Consider the following 18,949-nt stretch of genomic DNA (forward strand, 5'->3'; position numbering starts at 1 on the left):
CGGAGGCCCATCATGCCCAATCCCCTTTTTACGCTTCCGGACATCCCAGACATCCCGGTACAAGGGGAACAGGCGACCTATCCGATAGGGCGAATTTTCTGCGTGGGCCGCAATTATGCCGCCCATGCCGCCGAAATGGGGCATGAGGTGGATCGGCAAGCTCCATTCTATTTCACAAAATCAGCGCCCAACGCGGTTTTGACCGGGGCACATGTGCCTTATCCGGCGGGCACCGAGAATTATCATCATGAAATGGAACTGGCCGTTGCAATCGGAAAGCCGGTCTTCCAGGCCACATTCGCGCAGGCCCACGCGGCGATCTTTGGCTATGGGTGTGCCCTGGACATGACGCGCCGCGACTTGCAGATCCGCGAACGCAACAAACAGCGCCCCTGGGATCTGGGCAAGGATGTGGAAAACGGCGCGGTCTTTGCCCCGCTGACCCGCGCCGATGACTGGAGCCCATCGGGTGACAAGCGCATCTATCTGAGCGTCAATGGGCAGATGAAACAGGATGCCACCTTGTCAGAGCTGGTCTGGAAGATCGACGAACTGATCTGCCATCTGTCGGGTTTCTATCATTTGCGTCTCGGCGATCTGATTCTGACCGGAACACCCGCCGGGGTCGGGCCCGTGGTCGTCGGAGACCGAATCGAAGGCGGCATTGATGGTCTGGCCCCCGTGCACCTGACCCTGACGGCCCCCGAATAAACCGTCCGACCCGATACCTGAGAATCCTGTGGCACCAAAGCTTCCGGACCGCCGAAGGCGCGGCGGGGTGTTCGTGCCACGGGTCAAGAGCTGCGCTTCAGTCGCGGGATTCAAGCAATGCGATCGGCGCATCCGGCGCGCGGTAGAAATCCAGCGGTGCCTTATCGGCGGCCACGGTGTTGCGCTTGAATTCATAGCGCATCTCACCCGCCGCTTCCTCATCCGCGATGATCAAGCATTGGTAGAGGTGGTTGGCCCCGTCATAGATATCGACCAGCCCGCGCAGACGCGGCGTGGTTTCGGCCTCGACCGTGAAGCCATCCTTCCACAATGTCAGAATTTTGAAGGTATTGTCGCCCACTTCCACCCGCAAACGGCTGGATTTCTTCAACGTAGCGATTCGGGCGGCGTCCAATTCGGCGCGAATTTCCTTGGAAACATAGGTACTCATAATAAACTTCCCCCCTTAACTCTCTCTATTCTGGACCAGATTGTGTAAAAATCCAGTGAACTGCGTCACTTGGGGCCGAGGATTTGCGATCTGTTGCGCAGTCGTCCCGCCTCTGCCTGTGCACGCATGCAGGCCAGATGCGCGCATGGTGAAATAGGAACACGGCACGGGACGGCCTATCTTTGCCCCAATCGCAATGCGGAGGAATGATGATGGGCCTGCTTGTTGACGGCGAATGGCATGACACCTGGTATGACACCAAATCCACCGGCGGGGCGTTCAAACGCTCAGCCGCACAGTTTCGCAACTGGATCACCGCCGATGGCGCGCCCGGCCCCTCGGGGCGCGGCGGGTTCGAGGCGGAAAGCGGGCGTTATCACCTCTATGTCTCGCACGCCTGCCCCTGGGCGCATCGCACGCTGATCTTTCGTGAGTTGAAGGGGCTGAGCGATCACATCTCGGTCTCGGTCGTGCATCCTGACATGCTGGACAAGGGCTGGACCTTTGAGACGGATGCGTATGGCGCAACGGGGGACAAGCTGTTCGGACATGATTTCGCCCATCAGATCTATACCCGCGCCGATGCCAACTATTCTGGCCGTGTCACCGTGCCGATCCTGTGGGATAAGGTGGAGAAGACCATCGTTTCGAACGAAAGCTCGGAAATCATCCGCATGTTCAACTCGGCTTTTGACGGGATCACCGGCAACGCTGATGATTACTGGCCTACAGCGATGCGCGACGAGATCGAAGAGGTCAACGCACGCATCTATTCCGACATCAACAATGGTGTCTACAAATGCGGTTTCGCCACCTCGCAAGAGGCATATGACGCCGCTATCGGCCCGCTGTTCGACACGCTGGACTGGCTTGAGGATCGTCTGTCCCGGAACCGCTATCTCATGGGTGATCGCGTGACCGAGGCCGATTGGCGGCTGTTCACCACGCTGATCCGGTTCGATCCGGTTTATCACCTGCATTTCAAATGCAACAAGCGGCGGCTGGTGGACTACCCGAACCTCTGGGCCTACACGCGGGAGCTTTATCAGTGGCCCGGCGTGGCGGAGACGGTGAACATGAACCACATCGTGCGCCACTATCACTACAGCCATGACAGCATCAATCCGCATCGGATCATTCCGGTAAACCCGGTGCTGGATTATTCAGAACCTCATGGGCGGGATCAGCGCCCGGCGGCGTAGTGTTCCACCATGGCCGCCAAATCCTCGGGCGGGGTCGAGCTTTGGACATAGGCGCAGGCATTGGCGCTGTGGGCAAAGATGGACCCGTCCGAAAAGAAGGTGGTGTTGGTGACAAAGATCACCCGCGCGTCAGGACGGCGGTAGCTGGCAAAGTCCGCCACCGCCAGCGCGCTGCCGGTTTCCAGAACCAGATCCAACACGATGATATCAAAGTCGGTGCCGTAGAGCGCGAGTATCGCGGCCTCTTGCGTTTCGACCAAAGTGACCTCGGCCCCCTGCCTTTGCAGATGCCGTTGCCAAACCCGACCAAGGTCGGGGTTACTCTCAACAATCAGTACTTTCATTTGCAACAACCTCGGCACGTGATATGGGTGAGTGGTGCCGACCCCTATGGTCCGTGATCACGCGATTTCCTTAACAAAGTGTTAACAACGCCTGCACAGGGCTGTGATCCGGCGGATTCACTTGTGTGAGCGGCAAAAATCCGCTTGAAGCAGCGCAACACGGCGATTCCGGCAGGGGCAGATGGCTGAACAGGATGACAGATTGAACCCTCGGGCCGCACGCGATCATGGCGGCGGGCTGGACGGGGCCATGGCCCGCTATGGTGGCGCGCGGGGCGACTGGATCGACCTGTCAACCGGGATCAACCCGCACCCCTACGCGGTATCCGGTCTGCAGCCCTCGGACTGGATGGAACTGCCTGACCATGGTGCGTTCGAGCGGCTGACAGATGCAGCGCGCGCCTTCTGGGGCGTGCCGGACGGGGCGGCGATTTTGCCAGCCCCCGGAGCCTCGGCAGTGATTGCGCGCATTCCTGCGTTGGCCGAAACGGGTCGTGTGCAGATTACCCAGCCAACCTACAACGAACACGCGGCGGCCTTTGTCGCGCAGGGCTGGACGGTACAGGACAGTGGGCCGGCCGACGCGCGCGTGATGGTCCACCCCAACAATCCCGATGGGCGTATCTGGCAGGACGCTGACGCCGATGCGCCGCTGACCGTTATCGATGAGAGCTTCTGCGATATCGCCCCGGAGGCGTCGCTGATCCATCTCGCGGGGCGGCCCGGTGTGGTTGTGCTGAAGAGCTTTGGCAAGTTCTGGGGCCTGGCCGGTCTGCGGCTGGGATTCGCCATTGGCCAGCCGGACCTGATCGCACGACTGAATGACCTGACCGGCCCGTGGGCGGTGTCAGGCCCTGCCCTGCGGATCGGCGCGCAGGCGTTGCGCGATACCATGTGGGCCGAGGCCACCCGCGTTCGTCTGGCTGACGAAGCGGCGCGGCTGGACCAGCTTGTCATGGCCAAAGGCGCGCGGCTGGTCGGAGGAACCAACCTGTTTCGCCTCTATGATGTGGATAACGCCGCCTGGCAGGATCGGCTGGCCCGCGCGCATATCTGGAGCCGCATCTTCCCCTACTCCGATACCTACCTGCGCCTCGGGCTGCCGCCCGCGGATGGCTGGGCACGGTTGGAGGCGGCGCTGTGAGCACCGCCTTCGTATTGGTGTGCGCGCTCTGCCTGGACGCCGCATTGGGCGAACCCGATTGGCTGTGGTCGCGCATCCGCCACCCGGCGGTGATGATAGGTAACGTGATCGGCTGGCTGGACAAACGCCTGAACTATGGCGCGCACCGGCGGATCAAGGGCGTTGCCGTTGTTCTGTTGCTGGTGATGGGGGCCTACCTGCTGGGCCGGGGCCTCGCCCTGCTCGGTCCCGTCGTCGAGATAGTGATCTGCGCAATCCTGCTGGCGCAGAAATCTCTGGTTGAGCATGTGCGCGCTGTGGGCGACGGCCTGCGCGCCTCGCTGGCCGAGGGGCGGAGGCAGGTTGGGATGATCGTCTCGCGTGACACACGGGATATGACCGAGGCTCAGATTGCCCGCTCTGCCATCGAAAGTGCCGCTGAAAACCTGAGCGATGGGGTGATTGCCCCGGCATTTTGGTTTCTGGTCGCAGGCCTGCCCGGGCTGCTGATCTACAAGGCCGTCAACACCGCCGACAGCATGATCGGTTATCGCAGTGAGACATACCGCGCTTTCGGCTGGGCGGCTGCGCGACTGGATGATGTGCTGAACCTGATCCCGGCACGGCTGACATTCCTGATGATCGTGGCGCTGTCCGGTCAATGGGCGCGGTGGGGCGAGATGGTGCAGGATGCACGCCGCCATATCTCGCCCAACGCGGGCTGGCCCGAGGCCGCGATGGCGCGCGCACTGAACGTCGCGCTGGCCGGGCCGCGCAGCTATGACGGCGAGATGCGCGATCTGGCCTGGGTCAACGGCGATGCCCCGCGTGAGATCGGCGCGGCGGAGGTTTTCCGCGCATGTGACACGCTGTGGCGCGTCTGGGGGCTTGCGCTTGGCGTCGTGTCGGTGTGGGTTGGGCTGAACTTTATCTTTTGAAGGACGCCGCATGCGTTTTCTCTCTGCCCTCGTGGCCACCGCCCTGCTGACCTCTCCCGTTTTCGCGCAATGTGGAGGAGGCTTCAATGGTTTCGTGAAAGGCCTGAAATCCGAAGCGGCGCAGCGGGGGTTCGACACATCCACCGTCAACGCCTTCTTCAAGGGCGTGCAGCAGGATGGCGCGGTGCTGAAAGCCGACCGGGCGCAGGGGGTGTTTCAGAAACCGTTCATCGATTTTTCACGCCGCCTGATCTCGCAAAACCGGATCGACCGGGGCAAGGCGATGTCGCGCAAATACGACGCGGTGTTCGACCGGATCGAGCAGGAATACGGCATCTCACGCGGTGTTCTGCTGGCTTTTTGGGCTTTCGAGACCGATTACGGCGCGTTTCAGGGTGATTTCAACACCCGCAACGCGCTGGTGACGCTGGCCCATGACTGCCGCCGACCCGAGCTGTTCCGCCCGCAGGTTTTCGCGGCGATCGAGCTGTACAGCCAGGGCAATTTCGACCCTGCCCGCACCACCGGCGCATGGGCCGGAGAGATCGGCATGGTGCAGATGCTGCCGCAGGACATTCTGGACAACGGCGTTGACGGCGATGGGGATGGACAGGTCTCGCTGAAAACTTCTGCCCCCGACGCGCTGATGTCCGGGGCCAAGATGCTGTCGCATCTGGGTTGGCAACCGGGTCAACCCTGGCTGCAGGAGGTGACGGTGCCCGCGCAGATAGACTGGTCGCTGTCCGGTCCGGGCAAACCGCGGTCGATCTCTGACTGGCAGGCCATGGGCGTCAAGGCGCGCAACGGATCACTGGCCAACCTACCTGCTTCCTTGATTCTGCCGCAGGGGCATAAGGGGCCTGCCTTTCTCGCCTATCCGAATTTCGACGTCTATTTCGAATGGAACCAGAGCTTCGTTTACGTCCTGACCGCCGCCTACTTCGGCACGCGATTGGAGGGTGCGCAGATCTATGACGCAGGCAATCCTGCCCCGGGACTGTCAGGCGCGCAGATGAAACAGCTGCAGAGCAAGCTGCAGGCGCGCGGCTATGACGTGGGTAAGATCGACGGCATTCTGGGCGCGGGGACGCGGGCAGCGGTGCAGGCCGAACAACAGCGTCTAGGACTGCCTGCGGATGCGTGGCCGACGGCGGAGTTGTTGGAGCGGTTGTGACGCGGTGTCTGCATTGAGCCCAAAGTTCCAAATGCGGCGATTGCTTTAAATGACTGCTTTGACGTTGGTGTAGCTCAATACACGCTTTGAAAAATCTTGGACGTATTGACGCTACTCTTGGTGCGATCCTGAGACCACAATTCATAACGAATACCATGCTTTGCAAGTTCCAGAAAAACCCGATGGGGGTTGATGCCTGCTGCTTCGCGATCAAAGGTCAGGACTCGGTCATCGGTCAAATGAAGCTCGAAGCGTTCCCTGGTTTCGGTGTACTCACCATCGCTGTCTTTGCCTGTACAGAGAGTTTCCAGCCTTAATGCCTTTGCAATATCCCCAAGTGCAATGTCCAAAGGTAAATTCTCACAAGGTATGGCTGCGTCCCACTTTAGCCTGCCAGCACCTATTGTGGCTTTCCAGTCTCCGGGTGTGTTCAAAACACGCCAAGTTCTTCGCCCCTCGCTCAATGCAAAAGCACCTCCTACCAAAGCGCAAAGAGCAAAAAGCACTTTGAAAACTCCCCCGATATGATCAGCCGGGTGAATAGAGGATAGGTATAGTACAGGCCATATCAGCCCGACGCAGACCCACAAAATGTGTATGCTGGCGACGCGTAGCCTCGATGATCGGATAACGGACTGTTTTATCATAATTGATCGTTAGCACGGAACGGTACCAGAAATATGGCGACAGCTGCGTCAGAGTATGGATCGATCGTTTTCACCGAGTCGCATTCCGGTCAATCAACGCATTATCGGAATCGAGATTTTTCTCGGCATAGTGGGCATTGGAGGAAATGGTTGACGGTGCATTTCCGCTTCATTCCGGCCGCACCGGATAGCGATCTCCTTTCTCGTCGATCAGGATCAGCCTCTCGCCGCTGTGCACATAAAGATCGCACCGCCCGAATCCGTTGCGATAGGCGATGCAGACGCTGCCGTCTTCGGCGATGGAATAGGTTCCAAAGGCGGATTCTCCGCTGGCGTAGGTGTAGGAATAGGCACCCCCGGCCGAGAATCTGGACTGACCGTCGTCGTAGAAGGTCAGTGTCTGACCGGCCAGCGCCTCCAGCTCTTGCGGGCTAAGGGGCACGTCGCCCGGTTTAGTGGACCATTCGGCAGCTGCCAATGGCGTAGCAGTCATGAGGGCGAGGATGAGGTAACGGGTCATGCAGACAGCTTAACCCAAGACGGATAAAACAGCTCATAACGTTGAGGTGAAAAGTCAGGCGACCATCTGTTCAGCCTTCTTCAGATCAACCGAGACCAGTTGGCTGACGCCCTGTTCCTGCATGGTCACACCGAACAGACGATCCATCCGCGCCATGGTCACCGCGTGGTGGGTGATGATCAGGAAGCGGGTGTCGGTCTGGCGGCACATCTCGTCCAGCAGGTCGCAGAAGCGGGTGACGTTGGCGTCATCGAGCGGTGCGTCGACCTCATCCAGCACACAGATCGGCGCGGGGTTGGCAAGGAAGACGCCAAAGATCAGCGCGGTCGCGGTCAGGGTCTGTTCCCCGCCCGAGAGCAAGCTGAGGGTCGAGAGTTTCTTGCCCGGCGGTTGGCACATGATCTCAAGGCCCGCATCCAGCGGATCGTCGCTTTCGACCATGACCAGATTGGCCTCGCCACCGCCAAAGAGGTGCTTGAACAGCATCGCGAAGTTCGAGTTCACCTGTTCGAACGCGGTCAGCAGGCGTTCACGACCCTCGCGGTTGAGGCTGGCGATGCCGCTGCGCAGCGCCTTGATCGCCTCTTCCAGATCGGCCTTTTCGCCGTTCAGCGTGTCGAACTCTTCCTGAACTTCCTTGCTGTCCTCTTCTGCCCGCAGGTTCACCGCGCCCATCGCGTCGCGCTGGCGCTTGTGGCGATTGACCTCGGCCTCGAGCGCGTCGGCGGCGGGCATCTGGTCGGGGTTGGTGTCGAGCTGGTTCAGCAACTGGTTCGGCGTCAGCTGCTGATCCTCGGCAATCCGCTCAGCTGCCGCAACCACGCTTTCCTTGGCCGCATCACAGCGCGCCTCGGCCGCTGCGCGGGTTTCGCGGGCTTCCGAGGCGATGCGTTCCGCCTCGCGTTCCGCCAGCACGACCTCACGCTGCACTGTTTCGGCCTCGGCCAGCTTGTCGGCAGCCTCGGCCCGGCGAACCTCGGCGGTTTCGATCAGCTCGTTCAGTTCCTCGCGCGCCTCGGCGATTTCGCCGGGGGCGGCCATGGCATCCGAGAGCTCATCCTCAGAGCTTTCCTTGCGTTCGGCCAGTTCGGAGATCCGCTTTTCCGCCGTCTCCAACCGGTGCCGCCAACCGCTGAGGTCCTTGGTGACCTCTTGCGAACGCCGGGTCCGAGCCTCGCCTTCACGGCGCAGCTCGTCATGGGTCGAGCGGTGGGTCAGCATGGTGATCCGCGCTGCCTCGACCGTCTGTTTGATGTCTTCGACCTGCGCGCGGGCGCTGTCGAGGTCGCCCAGTCCGGTCAACGCGCCCTCTGCCTCACGCAGCTGGGCGCGGGCGGACATGGCGTCTTCCTTGTGGCGGTCGACGGCGAGGGTCAGAGTTTCCAGCTTGCCCTGCGCCAGATTGCGGTCGGCCTCGGCCCGACTGAGCATCCGTGCGGTTTCAGCCATGCGCTGATCGGCAGCGCGACGGGCTTCGCGGGCGCGGCGGTCGGCTTCGGTGACGTCGGCCAGTTGCTGCGAGAGTGTTTCATGCGCGGCGCGGGCGCCATCGGCTTGTGCCTCGGTACGGGCGAGTTCCTGCTTCAACGCTTCCAGCTTGTTGAGCTGTTCCAGCCGCAGGGCGGCGGCGCTTGGCGCATCCTCGGCCCAGGCGCGGAACCCGTCCCAGCGCCACAGATCACCCGAGCGCGACACCAGCCGTTGGCCGGGTTTCAGCGACGCCTGCAGGCGGGCGCCCTGATCCGCGTCGACCAGCCCGATCTGCGCGATCCGGCGGCTGAGGCGATCTGGTCCGGACACATGCAGGGCCAGCGGCTCGGCCCCTTCTGGCAAGGGTTGGTCACTGTCATAACCAGCAACCTGCACCCAACCCGAAGGCCCGTCACCTTCGACCAGCGGCGCACGCAGATCATCGGCCAACGCCGCGCCCAGTGCCTTTTCATAGCCCGCTGCCACGCGCAACAGGTCGAGCACCTGACCGCCCTCAGCCGTGTCGCGTTCCACCAGCTTGGCAAGCGCGGTGGTCTCGGCCCGGATCGCACCCAGTTCACCTTCGGCCTCGGAGCGCTTTGCTCGCGCCTCAGCCTCACGCGCCTGCGTGTCGTTGCGCAGCTCATCCGCAGCAGCCAGCGCTTCTTCGGCGGCCTCAGCGGCTTCGCGGGCTTCTTCCTCGCCCTCTTGCGCGGTTTCAAAGGCCTCACTGGCGCGGGCCAGCGCATTGCGCGCCTCGTCCACAGCGGCGCGGGCCTTTTCCTCTTCGCCCTCGGACCGGGCCAGGGTCTTGCGGCTGTCTTCGACCAGGCGCTGCGCCGATTGGTGGCGGGCGACCAGACGGGCCATGTCTTCGGTTTCCTGCGAGAGGTGATCTTCGCGATCCTGCAGAACCGACGCAGCCTCGCGCGCAACTTCTGCAGCTTCAGCGACCTTCTCGTCATAACCCTCAGCGGCTTTGGCCAGCTCGCGCGCCTCCCATTCCAGCCGTTCGATCATCTCGCCCGCATCGCGGTTCAGGCCGGATTCGCGTTCGATGTCGTTGCCCAATTGCTGGATCCGGTTGGTCAGAGTCTCGATGGTCTGGCGCGCGCGGGTTTCCTGATCCGACAGCTGATCGCGCTGCACCTGCTGGCGCTGCAGGACTGCGGCGGCAATGGCCTCTTCCTCGCGCAGGGGCGGCAGGGTTTCCTCGATCTCGGCCCGTTTGGCAGCGGATTCGCGTGCGGCGGCCTCGGCGCGCGAGGCTTCGGTGATCCGGTCGCGTAGCTTTTCCTCGGCCGCCTGACGGGCCATGTCGGCCTCTTTCCAACGGCGATAGAGCAGCATCCCTTCGGCCTGACGCAACAGCTCGCCGATCTCACGATAACGCGCAGCCTGACGGGCCTGGCGGGCGAGTTGTGCCAACTGCCCGCCCAATTGTTCCAGCACGTCATCCACGCGGGTCAGGTTGGCCTCGGTGCCTTTCAGTTTCAGTTCAGCCTCGTGGCGGCGTTGATAGAGGCCTGAGATGCCCGCAGCCTCTTCCAGAATGCGGCGGCGCGCGCGGGGCTTGGCGTTGATCAACTCGGCAATACGGTTCTGCCCCACCAGTGCGGGCGAATGCGCCCCGGTCGAGGCATCGGCGAACAGCATCTGCACGTCGCGGGCGCGGACATCCTTGCCGTTGGTCTTGTAGGCGCTGCCCACGTCGCGGGTGATACGGCGGACAATCTCAAGTTGGTCGCTGTCGTTGAAACCCGAAGGCGCCAGACGTTCCGAGTTGTCCATGGTCAGAACGACCTCGGCAAAATTGCGCGCGGGCCGGGTTGCGGCACCGGCAAAGATCACATCCTCCATCGCGCCGCCGCGCATGGATTTGGGGCGGTTTTCCCCCATCACCCAGCGCAGCGCTTCCAGAAGGTTGGATTTGCCGCAGCCATTGGGACCGACGACTCCGGTCAGCCCGTCCGCGATGATCAGATCGGTCGGGTCAACGAAGCTTTTGAAGCCGGTCAGTTTGAGTTTGCTAAAGCGCAATGGCTGCTCTTTGTATGATTCCTATGGTTCGGAAGTCTGCGCAAGGGATGGGGGAGGTGTCAACGTGAATGCGCAGGATATGGGACATCTGGTCGAGTTATCCACAATATCTTGGCAAAACTACGCAGGGTTTCGCGCATCTCAGTAAGGTGTGCATTCGAAAACCTGATATCCGTAGTCGCCGGAATAGCCATAATTGACGCATTCATAAGACCGCATCATGAGCGCCCCGAAAACCAGCTTTTCCCCCAGTTCGCGGTCGCAGCCCAGCACCCCCACGGTGACCGCCGCGTCGCCCAGAACGTCCAGGAGCGGGCAGCCTGAAACCTGCGCCATGGCCAGCGCGGCCCGGTCGCGTATCGGCCCCAGACGTGGGGCGTATTGCGGGTTCACGCGGACGGCCTCGGCCAGCTCATTGCGGACGCGGACGTCGAAGACGCTGCCATTCACCGCGACGCGCGTTGCGGGCAGGTCACGAAAATAAGGCGTGCCGCCCGAGCAGGCGGCAAGGAGCAGGAAAGCGAGCAGGCGGATCATGCCGCTGTTTTAGCGGCAATATGGTTAATGAAACCTTTCCTGCCTCAGGTGCGCAGCACCTCGCCCAGACGGCGGATACCCTCGCGGATCGTGTCCTCATCCGAGTTGGAAAAGCTCAGCCGGATCGTGTTGGCCCCAGTGTCGTCGGGGTAGAAGGCTTGCCCGGGGACAAAGGCCAGTTTGACCGTTTCAAGCGCGCGGGCCAACAGGTCAGCCCCGTCCACATCCTTGGGCAGGGTGACCCAGATGAACATGCCGCCCTCGGGCCGGGTCCAGTCGACGCCATCGGGCATATGCTGGGCCAGAGCTTCCAGCATCGCATCGCGGCGGGCAGCGTAGGTGCGGCGCAGCATGGGCACATGCGTTTCGAAACAGTCCCGTGCCACCTGACATACGGCCATCTGGTTGATTGTCGAGGAATGCAGATCAGCGGCTTGTTTCAGCAGCACCAGTTGCGAGATCACCGGTTTCGCGGCAACCACCCAACCAACGCGCAACCCGGGCGACAGGGTTTTCGAGAAACTGCCGCAATAAATCGTCCGGCAGTTTTCAATCGAGCCTTTGCGGGCCTGCTCCAACGCCAAGATCGGTGGGATCGGGTCGCCGTCATAGCGCAGCGCCTGATAGGCGCCGTCTTCGATCATCGCACAACCCAGATCATCGGTAAGATCCAGCAGAGCCTCTCTGCCCCGTAGATCGACCGTCTCACCCGTCGGGTTGGCGAAGTCGGCGGAGAGATAGGCGAACTTGATCGGGCTGCCCTCGGCAGCTTCCCGATATTCGGCGGCCCTGCGATTACCGTTGACACTGAGTTGGTCAAAACGTGGCTCGTATGCGTCAAAAGCATTGAGCGCGCCCAGATAGGTGGGCCAGCCGACCAGAGCCGTATCGCCCGGAGACAGGAACAGTTTGCCGAGATAATCCAGCGCCTGCTGCGAACCCGAGGTGATCAGGATGTTGTCGATGTCGCAGTCCACACCGATCCCGCGCATGTAGCCGACCAGCCAGTCGCGCAGCGGCGCATAACCTTCGCTGACTGAATATTGCAGCGCCTGTGCCTGCTGATCGGGTCCGAGCGCATTCTGGAACGCCTCTGCAAAAGCCTCTGCCGGAAACAGGGCCGGATCAGGAATACCGCCTGCGAAGGAAATGATACCGGGCTCGCCCAGCAGTTTCAGCAACTCGCGGATTTCAGATGCCTTCATCCGGGATGCGCGGGTGGCATAGAGTTGATCCATCGCTACGGGCCTCCTCTGCCCTTGTGGTGAAGATTAGGCAAAACACCCCTTATGTCAATAATGCTGACCTAATGTTTCAATCCCTGTGAGCCGCTTGAACACCCGGCCCAGACATGGTCATGTGAGTTGACCAATTTCCAGTGTAGACCTCATGCCCTTTCACAAAGTTCAGACCGAAAAACTGTCTCTGGCCGTCATGCGCCAGATCGAGCTGCTGATCCTGCGCGGCATTCTGCGCCCCGGCGAACGCCTGCCCTCGGAACGGGAACTGGCCGAACGGATGGGCGTGTCGCGCCCGTCGCTGCGCGAGGCGATATCAAACCTGCAGGAGCAGGGGTTGCTGACCGCCAAGGCCGGATCGGGCATCTATGTGGCCGAGGTTCTGGGATCAGCCTTTTCTCCCGCGCTGATCCGGCTGTTTGGAAATCATGATGAGGCGGTGTTCGACTATCTCTCGTTCCGGCGTGATATGGAGGGGCTGGCGGCCGAGCGGGCCGCCCGGATGGGTTCGGACAGCGACCTGAAAGTGGTGCAGACCATTCTGGACAAGATGGAAGCCGCCCATGCGCGTAATGCTACCGATGAAGAGGCACATCTGGACGCCCAGTTCCACATGGCGATCATTGAGGCCAGCCATAACGTGGTGATGCTGCACATGATGCGCTCGATGTTTGATCTGCTGCGGCAGGGCGTGTTCTACAACCGTCAGGTCATGTTCCATCAGCGCACCACTCGGGAAGCTATTTTGGATCAACACCGTGCCATCAACACGGCCCTGCAGGACCGTGACCCAAAGGGCGCCCGGCAGGCGGTCGAGGATCATCTGAACTTTGTCAAAGGCTGCATGGCCGATCAGCAGAAGGCCCTGCACAATGAAGAGATCGCACAGCAGCGGTTGAAGCACGAGACCGGCGAGGTCTGATCACTCACGATCGACACGTTAACAAACAAAAAAACCCGAGCGTCTGAGACCCTCGGGTTTTTTTCAAATCATATGATCCAGGCGATCAGTGCAGCTTTTCACCGACATCCGCGATGGACGCATCGATCAGCTTGTTCGCCTGAGCGGCAGTCATCTGCTTGGCCAGCACGGCGTTGGCTGCCGAAACAGCAACTGTGATGGCCTGATCGCGAACTTCCTTCACGGCAGACGCCTCAGCCGATGCGATCTGATCCTGTGCAGCGGCCAGACGGCGTGCAATGGACTTCTCCAGATCAACCTTGGCCTGCTCAGCTGCCAGAACCGCGTCTTCTTTGGCGGCGGCGACAATGGCATCGGCCTGACCCTGAACTTCGCGCTGCTTGCGCTCATACGAGGCCAGCAGGCTGCGTGCTTCTTCATGCAGGGCGCGAGCTTCGTCCAGTTCGGCCTGAATGCCGTCGGCCCGGTTGTCCAGCGCACCACCGATCATGCCGGGGACCTTGAAGTAGAACAGGACCGCGATGAAGACGATGAAGCCGAGAGTGACCACAAAGTCGGTGTTGGCAAGCGAGAAGAACGGGCCGCTTGCGGCCAACGCGGGGCTGGCGATGCCGAGGGTCAGGATAAGGGCAAGAGTGTTTCGCATGTCACTTATCCTTTCGTCTGCGCGTCAATGGCACTGTCGATGGCTTTGGCATCCGCCTCGCCGCCCAGTGCAGTGACCAGTTCAGCCGCCGTATCCTTGGCAACCACTTGAATGCTTTCCAGCGCACCGGCACGGATGTCGGCAATTGCCTTTTCCGATTCAGCCGCTTTTGCAGCGATTTCCGCATCCGCCTTTGCAATCGCGTCATCCAGACCAGACTGGATTTCGGCGCGGGCTTCCGCTGCGATACGCTGTGCCTCAGAACGGGCATCGGCCAGCGCCTTGTTATAGGCCTCTTCGGCCTCGACCGCCTTGGCCTTCAGATCTTCGGCCGCAGCCAGGTCATTTGTAATGGTCCCCTGACGTTCCGCCAGAATTGCCGCGATGCGGGGCAGAGCCACGCGAGACAGGACCAGAAAGATGACGACCAGCGTAATGACCAGCCAGAAAATCTGGTTGGGGAACCAATCGAAGCAGAGCTGCGGCATCCCGACGGCGTAGCCGCTGGAATCAACGCATGTGCCTACTACTTCTTCAGCAATGGGTTCAGTCGCCATGATGTCCTCCGTCGAAACGTTGTCTTTACAACAGATGGGCCGCTATGGCTTGGGCCCATCTGCGCGTAAGGATCAGGTTCCGCAGATTATACGGCGAACATCAGCAGCAGCGAGACCAGGAATGCGAAGATGCCCAGCGCTTCTGCGAACGCGATACCGATGAACAGGGTTGCGGTCTGCGAAGCAGCCGCCGAAGGGTTGCGCAGGGCGCCGGCCAGGAAGTTGCCTGCAACGTTGCCCACCCCGATTGCGGCTGCGCCGGAACCGATTGCTGCCAGGCCTGCGCCGATGTGTGCGAGATCGCCTTCCATGATGTGTCTCCTTACGAATTGGAAGTTTCGATGTTGGGGTATCGGACCTTAGTGCGAAGGATGCAGCGCATCTTTCAGATAAACACAGGTCAGAATGGTGAATACGTAGGCCTGGATGAAGGACACGAGGACCTCGAGGCCATACATTGCAGTGATCGCCAGAACGGACACGGGCGAGATCACGGCAATCGCAGCAAAGCCTGCGAACACCTTGATCACGGCGTGGCCTGCCATGACGTTACCGGCAAGACGAATGGAGTGGCTGACGGGACGTACGAAGTACGAGATCAGCTCGATTATCGCGAGAACCGGACGCAGCGCCAGAGGCGCGCTGGAGACCCAGAACAGGCCCAGAAAGCCTGCGCCGTTCTTGACGAAACCCAATACGGTCACGGTCAGGAACACGGCCAGCGCCAGCGGGATGGTCACGGCGAAATGCGATGTAGTTGTGAAGGACATGGGCAGCATGCCCAAGAAGTTCGCGCAGACGATGAACATGAACAGGGTCATGACATAGGGGAAGTACTTAACGCCTTCCTTACCGCAGATGTCTTCCAGCATCTTGTAGATGAAACCGTAGGCCAGCTCGGCCACCGACTGCATCCGCGTCGGAACAATCGCGCGCTTCGAGGTGCTGAGCACCAGCAGGGCAAAGATCGCCGCAATCGCCAGGAACAGCCACAGGGTCACGTTGGTGGGCGTGTACCAGGCAATCGCACCGTCGCCAAAGAGCGGCTTGACGATGAACTGGTCCATCGGATGGAAAGCCAGGCTGCTGCCTTTTTCTGCGGTGGTCTCGGTTGCCACGTTCAGTCCCTCTCGTCCTTCTCGGTCGCGCTTGCGGCCGCTTGTTTCTCTTGAACCTCTTTCGCGCTGTGGAGCATAACCTTCACGCCCGCGACAAGGCCCAGCAATGTGAATAGCACCAGAAAGATCGGGATCGTCCCGAGCAGGCTGTCCAGCCCGTATCCGATGCCAAATCCGATCCCCAGACCGGATACCATTTCGATGACCATCCTCCAGGCAAGCTCGCCCCCGGATACGTCAGCATCTGCGCGGGGCTTAGGCTGTTTCGCCTTTTTCGCCGCTTCGATCTTGGCCTCAAGCTGCGCCATACGCTGCTTTTGGTCGTCATCGGTCACGGGCGGTTTCCTCGCACTGTCTTGAGGCTAGGTGCTAAGGCGGTGCGCGCGCAGAGTCAACGGCGTATAAGTCGCACCTTCGCCGCCGCTAAGTATAAGATTTTTATGCTAAAAATCTTGCACACACAAAGCCCGATAGAGGCTCGGGACAACCTCAGCACGCAGACCGGGGCGAATTCGCATATTCAACCAAATGGTTGACCAAACTCAAAGGCTATGGTTCAGCGGGACCATGCCCAGTGATCTCGACACCGTATTCGCGGCCCTTGCCGATCCGACCCGACGCACCATCCTTGCGATGCTGCTTGAGGATGACATGGCCGTCACCGACGTGGCTGAACCGTTCGAGATGTCACTGGCCGCGATTTCGAAACATCTGGTGATCCTGACCAAGGCAGGTCTGATTTCTCAGGAGAAACGCGGGCGGGTCAAATGGTGCAAGCTGGAACCCGATGCGCTGCGCGCCGCCTCGGTCTGGATGCAGGGGTTCGGACAATTCGAACCGGTCAATCTGGATGCGTTCGAGCGGTTTCTTGAGGTCGAACTGCCCTCGGAAGAGCCTTAGGCGTCAGCGCACGACAAAGACAGACATACTGGCATGTTTGGCCAGATAGCCGGCATGGCTGGAAAACAGATAATCGGTGATGCGCGGCGCGTGGGTTCCCACGACAATCAGATCGGCATCGATTTCTTCTGCGGTCCGGGTCAGGTCTCCGTCGACTTCCACCGCGACATCGACCGAATGGATATTGCGCGTATGAACCTCGGCCCCGCTTTGTTCGGCGATTTCGCGGGCGCAGGCGTTCAGCTTTTCCTCTATCGTGTCTTTCTTCAGGGCAACGTCGCCGGGCTGCGTTCCGGTCACGCTGACAATGGTGATCCTGGCACCCTGCCATTTGGCCAATTGCGAGGCGACCGCAACCGCCTTTTCGATCTCAGGCGGCATATGAAGGTCAATCGGGATCATGATATGTTTGAACATTACGTCTTCCTCCTCTGCTCAATGCATAGAGAAATTCGAATGTAATGGCTTTGACCTACCTCAAAAGGGATCAGATACGGGCAGAGAGGGCTATTCCTGAATGGGGGCGGTATTGGCCGGGGCGTCCTCGCCCTTCAGCAGCAACAACAGGGCCACGGCGGTCAGGACCGCGCCGACCAGAACCAGCGCGGTCGGCGCAGGCCGGCCCAGCGAGATCTCCCACAGGATCACCCAGCTGGGGATCAGGTAGGTATAGGCCATGACCTTGGCGGCGGGCAGGCACAGTGCCGCAAATTGCACGAGAACAAAGCTGGCGGCTGTCGCAAACAGCGAGATGTAGATCAGAGTCAGCCAGACGATCCCCGGCAGGTTCGCCCAATCGGTGGCCCGGATATCGGACCAGCCCCACAGGGTCAGGATCAGGCACCCGGCCAGCAGCGTGCCGAAGGCGAAGACAACCGCGGGTTCACCTCGGTTCAGTCGCCGCACCATCGGTGTATAGATCGCATGCGCGGCGCAGCCCCAGAAATAGATGATTTCTCCGACCCCGATCTCGAAAGCCTGAAAGGCCTGCCAATCGGCCCGGAAGATGACCCAAAGCGCCCCGACCGCGCCGACCGACAGGGCCAGTGCCATGCGCGGGGTGGTGATCTGGCGCAGCAGCACCCATCCGGCCAGTGCCGACATGACCGGGGTCAGCGTAAAGACCGCCGCCGCACTGACCGGCGGTGCGGTTTTCAAGCCATAGAACATCAAAACGAAATAACTACCAAAGAGTGCGCCCAGCACCAGATAGCGCCAGGGCGCCTGTGCCGCGCTGCGCGAAATGCCCGTCGTGGCAAGCGCCGCGACGCCGATCACCACCGCCGCAATTGCAAAGCGCGCCGCCGTGATCGCCGAGGGTGCAATCTCGTTGGCTACCATCGAGCCCAGCGAGAAGCTGCCCGCCACCAGCGCCGAGAATACCAGCATGGCCAGATGGCCGCGTGCCTGCGGTGTCACGGCAGCCAGCCCTTGGACTGATCTTTCAGGAAAGACAGGAAGGATTGTACCTTGGTGGTGCGATGCAGATCTACATGGGTCACCAGCCACAGCTTGCCCGACCACTCGGGCAGAGGCTCCATCACCTCGACCAGATCGGGGTCGCGCGCGGCCTCCCACCGGGCCATGAAACCGATGCCGGCCCCGGCCAGAACGGCTTCGCGCATGCAGAAGTTGTTGGTGCAGCGGAAGGTGATCGATTGCTCGGGCGCATTGGCGCGCAGCCAGCGGGAAAACGGCGCGCGGCTGTTTTCGTCATCGTTGCCGACGAAGTGGTGGTTGCCGAAATCCTCGACACCGGTGGGTTTGCCGTGGCGGGCGATATAGGTCTTGCTGGCAAACAAGCCGATCTCTTGCGGGATAAAGGGCTGCACCACGTTATCTGGCTGATCCGGCGCGGCCCCGGCGCGGATGGCCACATGCGCTTCGCCATATTCGAGACGGAACAGCCGGTCGCCGGTCAGGTAGCGCACGATCAAACCCGGATGTGTCCGTTGGAATTCGCTGAGCGTCGGTACGATCAAAGGGGCCAGCGAGGCCAGCGACGTCACCACCAGCTCGCCCGAGACATCATCGCCGCGCCCTTTCATGCGGCCAACCAGTTGGTTGAACTGATCCTCGGTCGCCTGAGCCACGCGCAGCAGATCCTCACCAGCCTCGGTTGGCGTGTAACCGCGCGCGTGGCGCTGGAACAGTTTGACGCCCAGCCGTGCCTCAATCGCGTCGATATGGCGGATCACGGTGGCGTGGTGAACGCCCAGAACATCCGCCGCACCGCTGACCGTTCCCATACGGGCCACCTGATAGGCGGTTCTCACTTCATCCCAATTGTCCATTGCATCTGTTCCACTGTGCAAATTCCAACAATATCTGTGGGTATATCTGAGTTTTGTTCGCGGATGCAACGCTCATATTCGAATGACGTTAAGCATTCCTGCAACAAAGGACCCATC

22 protein-coding genes are annotated in these 18,949 nt (G+C 60.9%); 7 read left to right on the plus strand and 15 right to left on the minus strand.

Features of this window, described 5'->3' with window-relative positions:
• Window positions 1-12: 12 nt before the first annotated feature.
• Window positions 13-711, plus strand: a complete 699-nt coding sequence (locus tag ACR0AZ_RS18750; RefSeq protein ID WP_480668056.1) for a fumarylacetoacetate hydrolase family protein — start codon at window positions 13-15, stop codon at window positions 709-711.
• Window positions 712-808: 97 nt separating this feature from the next.
• On the opposite strand, the gene ACR0AZ_RS18755 is transcribed toward ACR0AZ_RS18750, so the two are convergent.
• On the minus strand, window positions 809-1,162 hold the full coding sequence (locus ACR0AZ_RS18755; RefSeq protein WP_480470707.1) for a hypothetical protein: 354 nt from the start codon (window positions 1,160-1,162) through the stop codon (window positions 809-811).
• A 212-nt stretch (window positions 1,163-1,374) separates the two neighbouring features.
• Between ACR0AZ_RS18755 and ACR0AZ_RS18760 the strand changes: the two genes are divergently transcribed.
• Complete coding sequence (locus ACR0AZ_RS18760; protein WP_480470708.1) at window positions 1,375-2,364, plus strand: glutathione S-transferase family protein; 990 nt, start codon at window positions 1,375-1,377, stop codon at window positions 2,362-2,364.
• Here ACR0AZ_RS18760 and ACR0AZ_RS18765 read toward each other — a convergent pair.
• On the minus strand, window positions 2,346-2,708 hold the full coding sequence (locus tag ACR0AZ_RS18765; protein ID WP_480470709.1) for a response regulator transcription factor: 363 nt from the start codon (window positions 2,706-2,708) through the stop codon (window positions 2,346-2,348). The genes ACR0AZ_RS18760 and ACR0AZ_RS18765 overlap by 19 nt on opposite strands.
• A 181-nt stretch (window positions 2,709-2,889) precedes the next feature.
• Between ACR0AZ_RS18765 and ACR0AZ_RS18770 the strand changes: the two genes are divergently transcribed.
• From ACR0AZ_RS18770 to ACR0AZ_RS18780, 3 genes are read left to right on the plus strand one after another with little or no spacing between them, the layout of a single operon-like run.
• Window positions 2,890-3,852, plus strand: coding sequence for a threonine-phosphate decarboxylase (locus ACR0AZ_RS18770; RefSeq protein ID WP_480668057.1), 963 nt, complete (start codon window positions 2,890-2,892; stop codon window positions 3,850-3,852).
• Entirely contained in the window at window positions 3,849-4,769 is a 921-nt protein-coding gene (gene cbiB / locus ACR0AZ_RS18775) for an adenosylcobinamide-phosphate synthase CbiB (RefSeq protein WP_480668058.1), read from the plus strand. The genes ACR0AZ_RS18770 and cbiB overlap by 4 nt, the downstream gene beginning before the upstream one ends.
• 10 nt (window positions 4,770-4,779) lie before the next feature.
• Window positions 4,780-5,943 carry a lytic murein transglycosylase gene (locus tag ACR0AZ_RS18780; protein WP_480668059.1) on the plus strand — a complete coding sequence of 388 codons (1,164 nt, stop codon included), beginning with the start codon at window positions 4,780-4,782 and terminating at the stop codon, window positions 5,941-5,943.
• A gap of 74 nt (window positions 5,944-6,017) precedes the next feature.
• On the opposite strand, the gene ACR0AZ_RS18785 is transcribed toward ACR0AZ_RS18780, so the two are convergent.
• The 5 genes from ACR0AZ_RS18785 to ACR0AZ_RS18805 form a co-directional block, all read right to left on the minus strand.
• The gene (locus tag ACR0AZ_RS18785; RefSeq protein WP_480470713.1) at window positions 6,018-6,449 is read right to left on the minus strand and encodes a hypothetical protein; all 432 of its coding nucleotides are present in this window, start codon (window positions 6,447-6,449) and stop codon (window positions 6,018-6,020) included.
• A 310-nt stretch (window positions 6,450-6,759) separates the two neighbouring features.
• The gene (locus ACR0AZ_RS18790) at window positions 6,760-7,110 is read right to left on the minus strand and encodes a hypothetical protein (RefSeq protein WP_480470714.1); all 351 of its coding nucleotides are present in this window, start codon (window positions 7,108-7,110) and stop codon (window positions 6,760-6,762) included.
• A 54-nt stretch (window positions 7,111-7,164) separates the two neighbouring features.
• Window positions 7,165-10,620 (minus strand): chromosome segregation SMC family protein, encoded by a 3,456-nt coding sequence (locus ACR0AZ_RS18795; protein WP_480668060.1) that lies wholly within the window; start codon window positions 10,618-10,620, stop codon window positions 7,165-7,167.
• Between the two features lie 141 nt (window positions 10,621-10,761).
• Window positions 10,762-11,157 (minus strand): hypothetical protein, encoded by a 396-nt coding sequence (locus ACR0AZ_RS18800; protein WP_480660242.1) that lies wholly within the window; start codon window positions 11,155-11,157, stop codon window positions 10,762-10,764.
• Between the two features lie 44 nt (window positions 11,158-11,201).
• Window positions 11,202-12,395: an aminotransferase-like domain-containing protein gene (locus ACR0AZ_RS18805; protein WP_480668061.1), complete on the minus strand. Its 1,194-nt coding sequence runs from the start codon at window positions 12,393-12,395 to the stop codon at window positions 11,202-11,204.
• A gap of 151 nt (window positions 12,396-12,546) precedes the next feature.
• On the opposite strand from ACR0AZ_RS18805, the gene ACR0AZ_RS18810 reads away from it, so the two are divergent.
• Window positions 12,547-13,317 (plus strand): FadR/GntR family transcriptional regulator, encoded by a 771-nt coding sequence (locus ACR0AZ_RS18810; RefSeq protein ID WP_480470718.1) that lies wholly within the window; start codon window positions 12,547-12,549, stop codon window positions 13,315-13,317.
• A gap of 85 nt (window positions 13,318-13,402) precedes the next feature.
• On the opposite strand, the gene ACR0AZ_RS18815 is transcribed toward ACR0AZ_RS18810, so the two are convergent.
• The 5 genes from ACR0AZ_RS18815 to ACR0AZ_RS18835 form a co-directional block, all read right to left on the minus strand.
• Complete coding sequence (locus ACR0AZ_RS18815; RefSeq protein WP_480470719.1) at window positions 13,403-13,963, minus strand: F0F1 ATP synthase subunit B; 561 nt, start codon at window positions 13,961-13,963, stop codon at window positions 13,403-13,405.
• Between the two features lie 5 nt (window positions 13,964-13,968).
• Window positions 13,969-14,520: a F0F1 ATP synthase subunit B' gene (locus tag ACR0AZ_RS18820; RefSeq protein ID WP_480668062.1), complete on the minus strand. Its 552-nt coding sequence runs from the start codon at window positions 14,518-14,520 to the stop codon at window positions 13,969-13,971.
• Window positions 14,521-14,606: 86 nt separating this feature from the next.
• A complete protein-coding gene (locus tag ACR0AZ_RS18825) occupies window positions 14,607-14,831 on the minus strand; it encodes a F0F1 ATP synthase subunit C (protein WP_005981269.1) in 225 nt (74 codons plus the stop codon).
• 48 nt (window positions 14,832-14,879) lie between these two features.
• Window positions 14,880-15,638, minus strand: coding sequence for a F0F1 ATP synthase subunit A (locus ACR0AZ_RS18830; RefSeq protein WP_480470721.1), 759 nt, complete (start codon window positions 15,636-15,638; stop codon window positions 14,880-14,882).
• A gap of 2 nt (window positions 15,639-15,640) precedes the next feature.
• Window positions 15,641-15,973 carry an AtpZ/AtpI family protein gene (locus ACR0AZ_RS18835; protein WP_480470722.1) on the minus strand — a complete coding sequence of 111 codons (333 nt, stop codon included), beginning with the start codon at window positions 15,971-15,973 and terminating at the stop codon, window positions 15,641-15,643.
• 232 nt (window positions 15,974-16,205) lie between these two features.
• Between ACR0AZ_RS18835 and ACR0AZ_RS18840 the strand changes: the two genes are divergently transcribed.
• Window positions 16,206-16,538, plus strand: coding sequence for an ArsR/SmtB family transcription factor (locus ACR0AZ_RS18840; protein ID WP_480470723.1), 333 nt, complete (start codon window positions 16,206-16,208; stop codon window positions 16,536-16,538).
• 3 nt (window positions 16,539-16,541) lie between these two features.
• On the opposite strand, the gene ACR0AZ_RS18845 is transcribed toward ACR0AZ_RS18840, so the two are convergent.
• The 3 genes from ACR0AZ_RS18845 to ACR0AZ_RS18855 form a co-directional block, all read right to left on the minus strand.
• On the minus strand, window positions 16,542-16,955 hold the full coding sequence (locus ACR0AZ_RS18845; protein WP_480470724.1) for a universal stress protein: 414 nt from the start codon (window positions 16,953-16,955) through the stop codon (window positions 16,542-16,544).
• Window positions 16,956-17,045: 90 nt separating this feature from the next.
• Window positions 17,046-17,957 carry a DMT family transporter gene (locus ACR0AZ_RS18850; RefSeq protein WP_480470725.1) on the minus strand — a complete coding sequence of 304 codons (912 nt, stop codon included), beginning with the start codon at window positions 17,955-17,957 and terminating at the stop codon, window positions 17,046-17,048.
• Complete coding sequence (locus ACR0AZ_RS18855; RefSeq protein ID WP_480470726.1) at window positions 17,954-18,832, minus strand: LysR family transcriptional regulator; 879 nt, start codon at window positions 18,830-18,832, stop codon at window positions 17,954-17,956. The genes ACR0AZ_RS18850 and ACR0AZ_RS18855 overlap by 4 nt, the downstream gene beginning before the upstream one ends.
• Window positions 18,833-18,949: the final 117 nt, after the last annotated feature.

Source organism: Ruegeria sp. BE3 (assembly GCF_056538865.1).

Excerpts from the sequence above, each read along its gene's own strand:
- ACR0AZ_RS18790 (WP_480470714.1), bottom strand. The coding sequence starts at position 7,110 with ATGACCCGTTACCTCATCCTCGCCCTCATGACTGCTACGCCATTGGCA.
- ACR0AZ_RS18810 (WP_480470718.1), top strand. The coding sequence starts at position 12,547 with ATGCCCTTTCACAAAGTTCAGACCGAAAAACTGTCTCTGGCCGTCATG.
- ACR0AZ_RS18815 (WP_480470719.1), bottom strand. The coding sequence starts at position 13,963 with ATGCGAAACACTCTTGCCCTTATCCTGACCCTCGGCATCGCCAGCCCC.
- ACR0AZ_RS18855 (WP_480470726.1), bottom strand. The coding sequence starts at position 18,832 with ATGGACAATTGGGATGAAGTGAGAACCGCCTATCAGGTGGCCCGTATG.
- ACR0AZ_RS18800 (WP_480660242.1), bottom strand. The coding sequence starts at position 11,157 with ATGATCCGCCTGCTCGCTTTCCTGCTCCTTGCCGCCTGCTCGGGCGGC.
- ACR0AZ_RS18765 (WP_480470709.1), bottom strand. The coding sequence starts at position 2,708 with ATGAAAGTACTGATTGTTGAGAGTAACCCCGACCTTGGTCGGGTTTGG.
- ACR0AZ_RS18755 (WP_480470707.1), bottom strand. The coding sequence starts at position 1,162 with ATGAGTACCTATGTTTCCAAGGAAATTCGCGCCGAATTGGACGCCGCC.
- ACR0AZ_RS18825 (WP_005981269.1), bottom strand. The coding sequence starts at position 14,831 with ATGGAAGGCGATCTCGCACACATCGGCGCAGGCCTGGCAGCAATCGGT.
- ACR0AZ_RS18820 (WP_480668062.1), bottom strand. The coding sequence starts at position 14,520 with ATGGCGACTGAACCCATTGCTGAAGAAGTAGTAGGCACATGCGTTGAT.
- ACR0AZ_RS18780 (WP_480668059.1), top strand. The coding sequence starts at position 4,780 with ATGCGTTTTCTCTCTGCCCTCGTGGCCACCGCCCTGCTGACCTCTCCC.
- ACR0AZ_RS18805 (WP_480668061.1), bottom strand. The coding sequence starts at position 12,395 with ATGGATCAACTCTATGCCACCCGCGCATCCCGGATGAAGGCATCTGAA.
- ACR0AZ_RS18750 (WP_480668056.1), top strand. The coding sequence starts at position 13 with ATGCCCAATCCCCTTTTTACGCTTCCGGACATCCCAGACATCCCGGTA.
- ACR0AZ_RS18770 (WP_480668057.1), top strand. The coding sequence starts at position 2,890 with ATGGCTGAACAGGATGACAGATTGAACCCTCGGGCCGCACGCGATCAT.
- ACR0AZ_RS18760 (WP_480470708.1), top strand. The coding sequence starts at position 1,375 with ATGGGCCTGCTTGTTGACGGCGAATGGCATGACACCTGGTATGACACC.
- ACR0AZ_RS18845 (WP_480470724.1), bottom strand. The coding sequence starts at position 16,955 with ATGTTCAAACATATCATGATCCCGATTGACCTTCATATGCCGCCTGAG.
- ACR0AZ_RS18840 (WP_480470723.1), top strand. The coding sequence starts at position 16,206 with ATGCCCAGTGATCTCGACACCGTATTCGCGGCCCTTGCCGATCCGACC.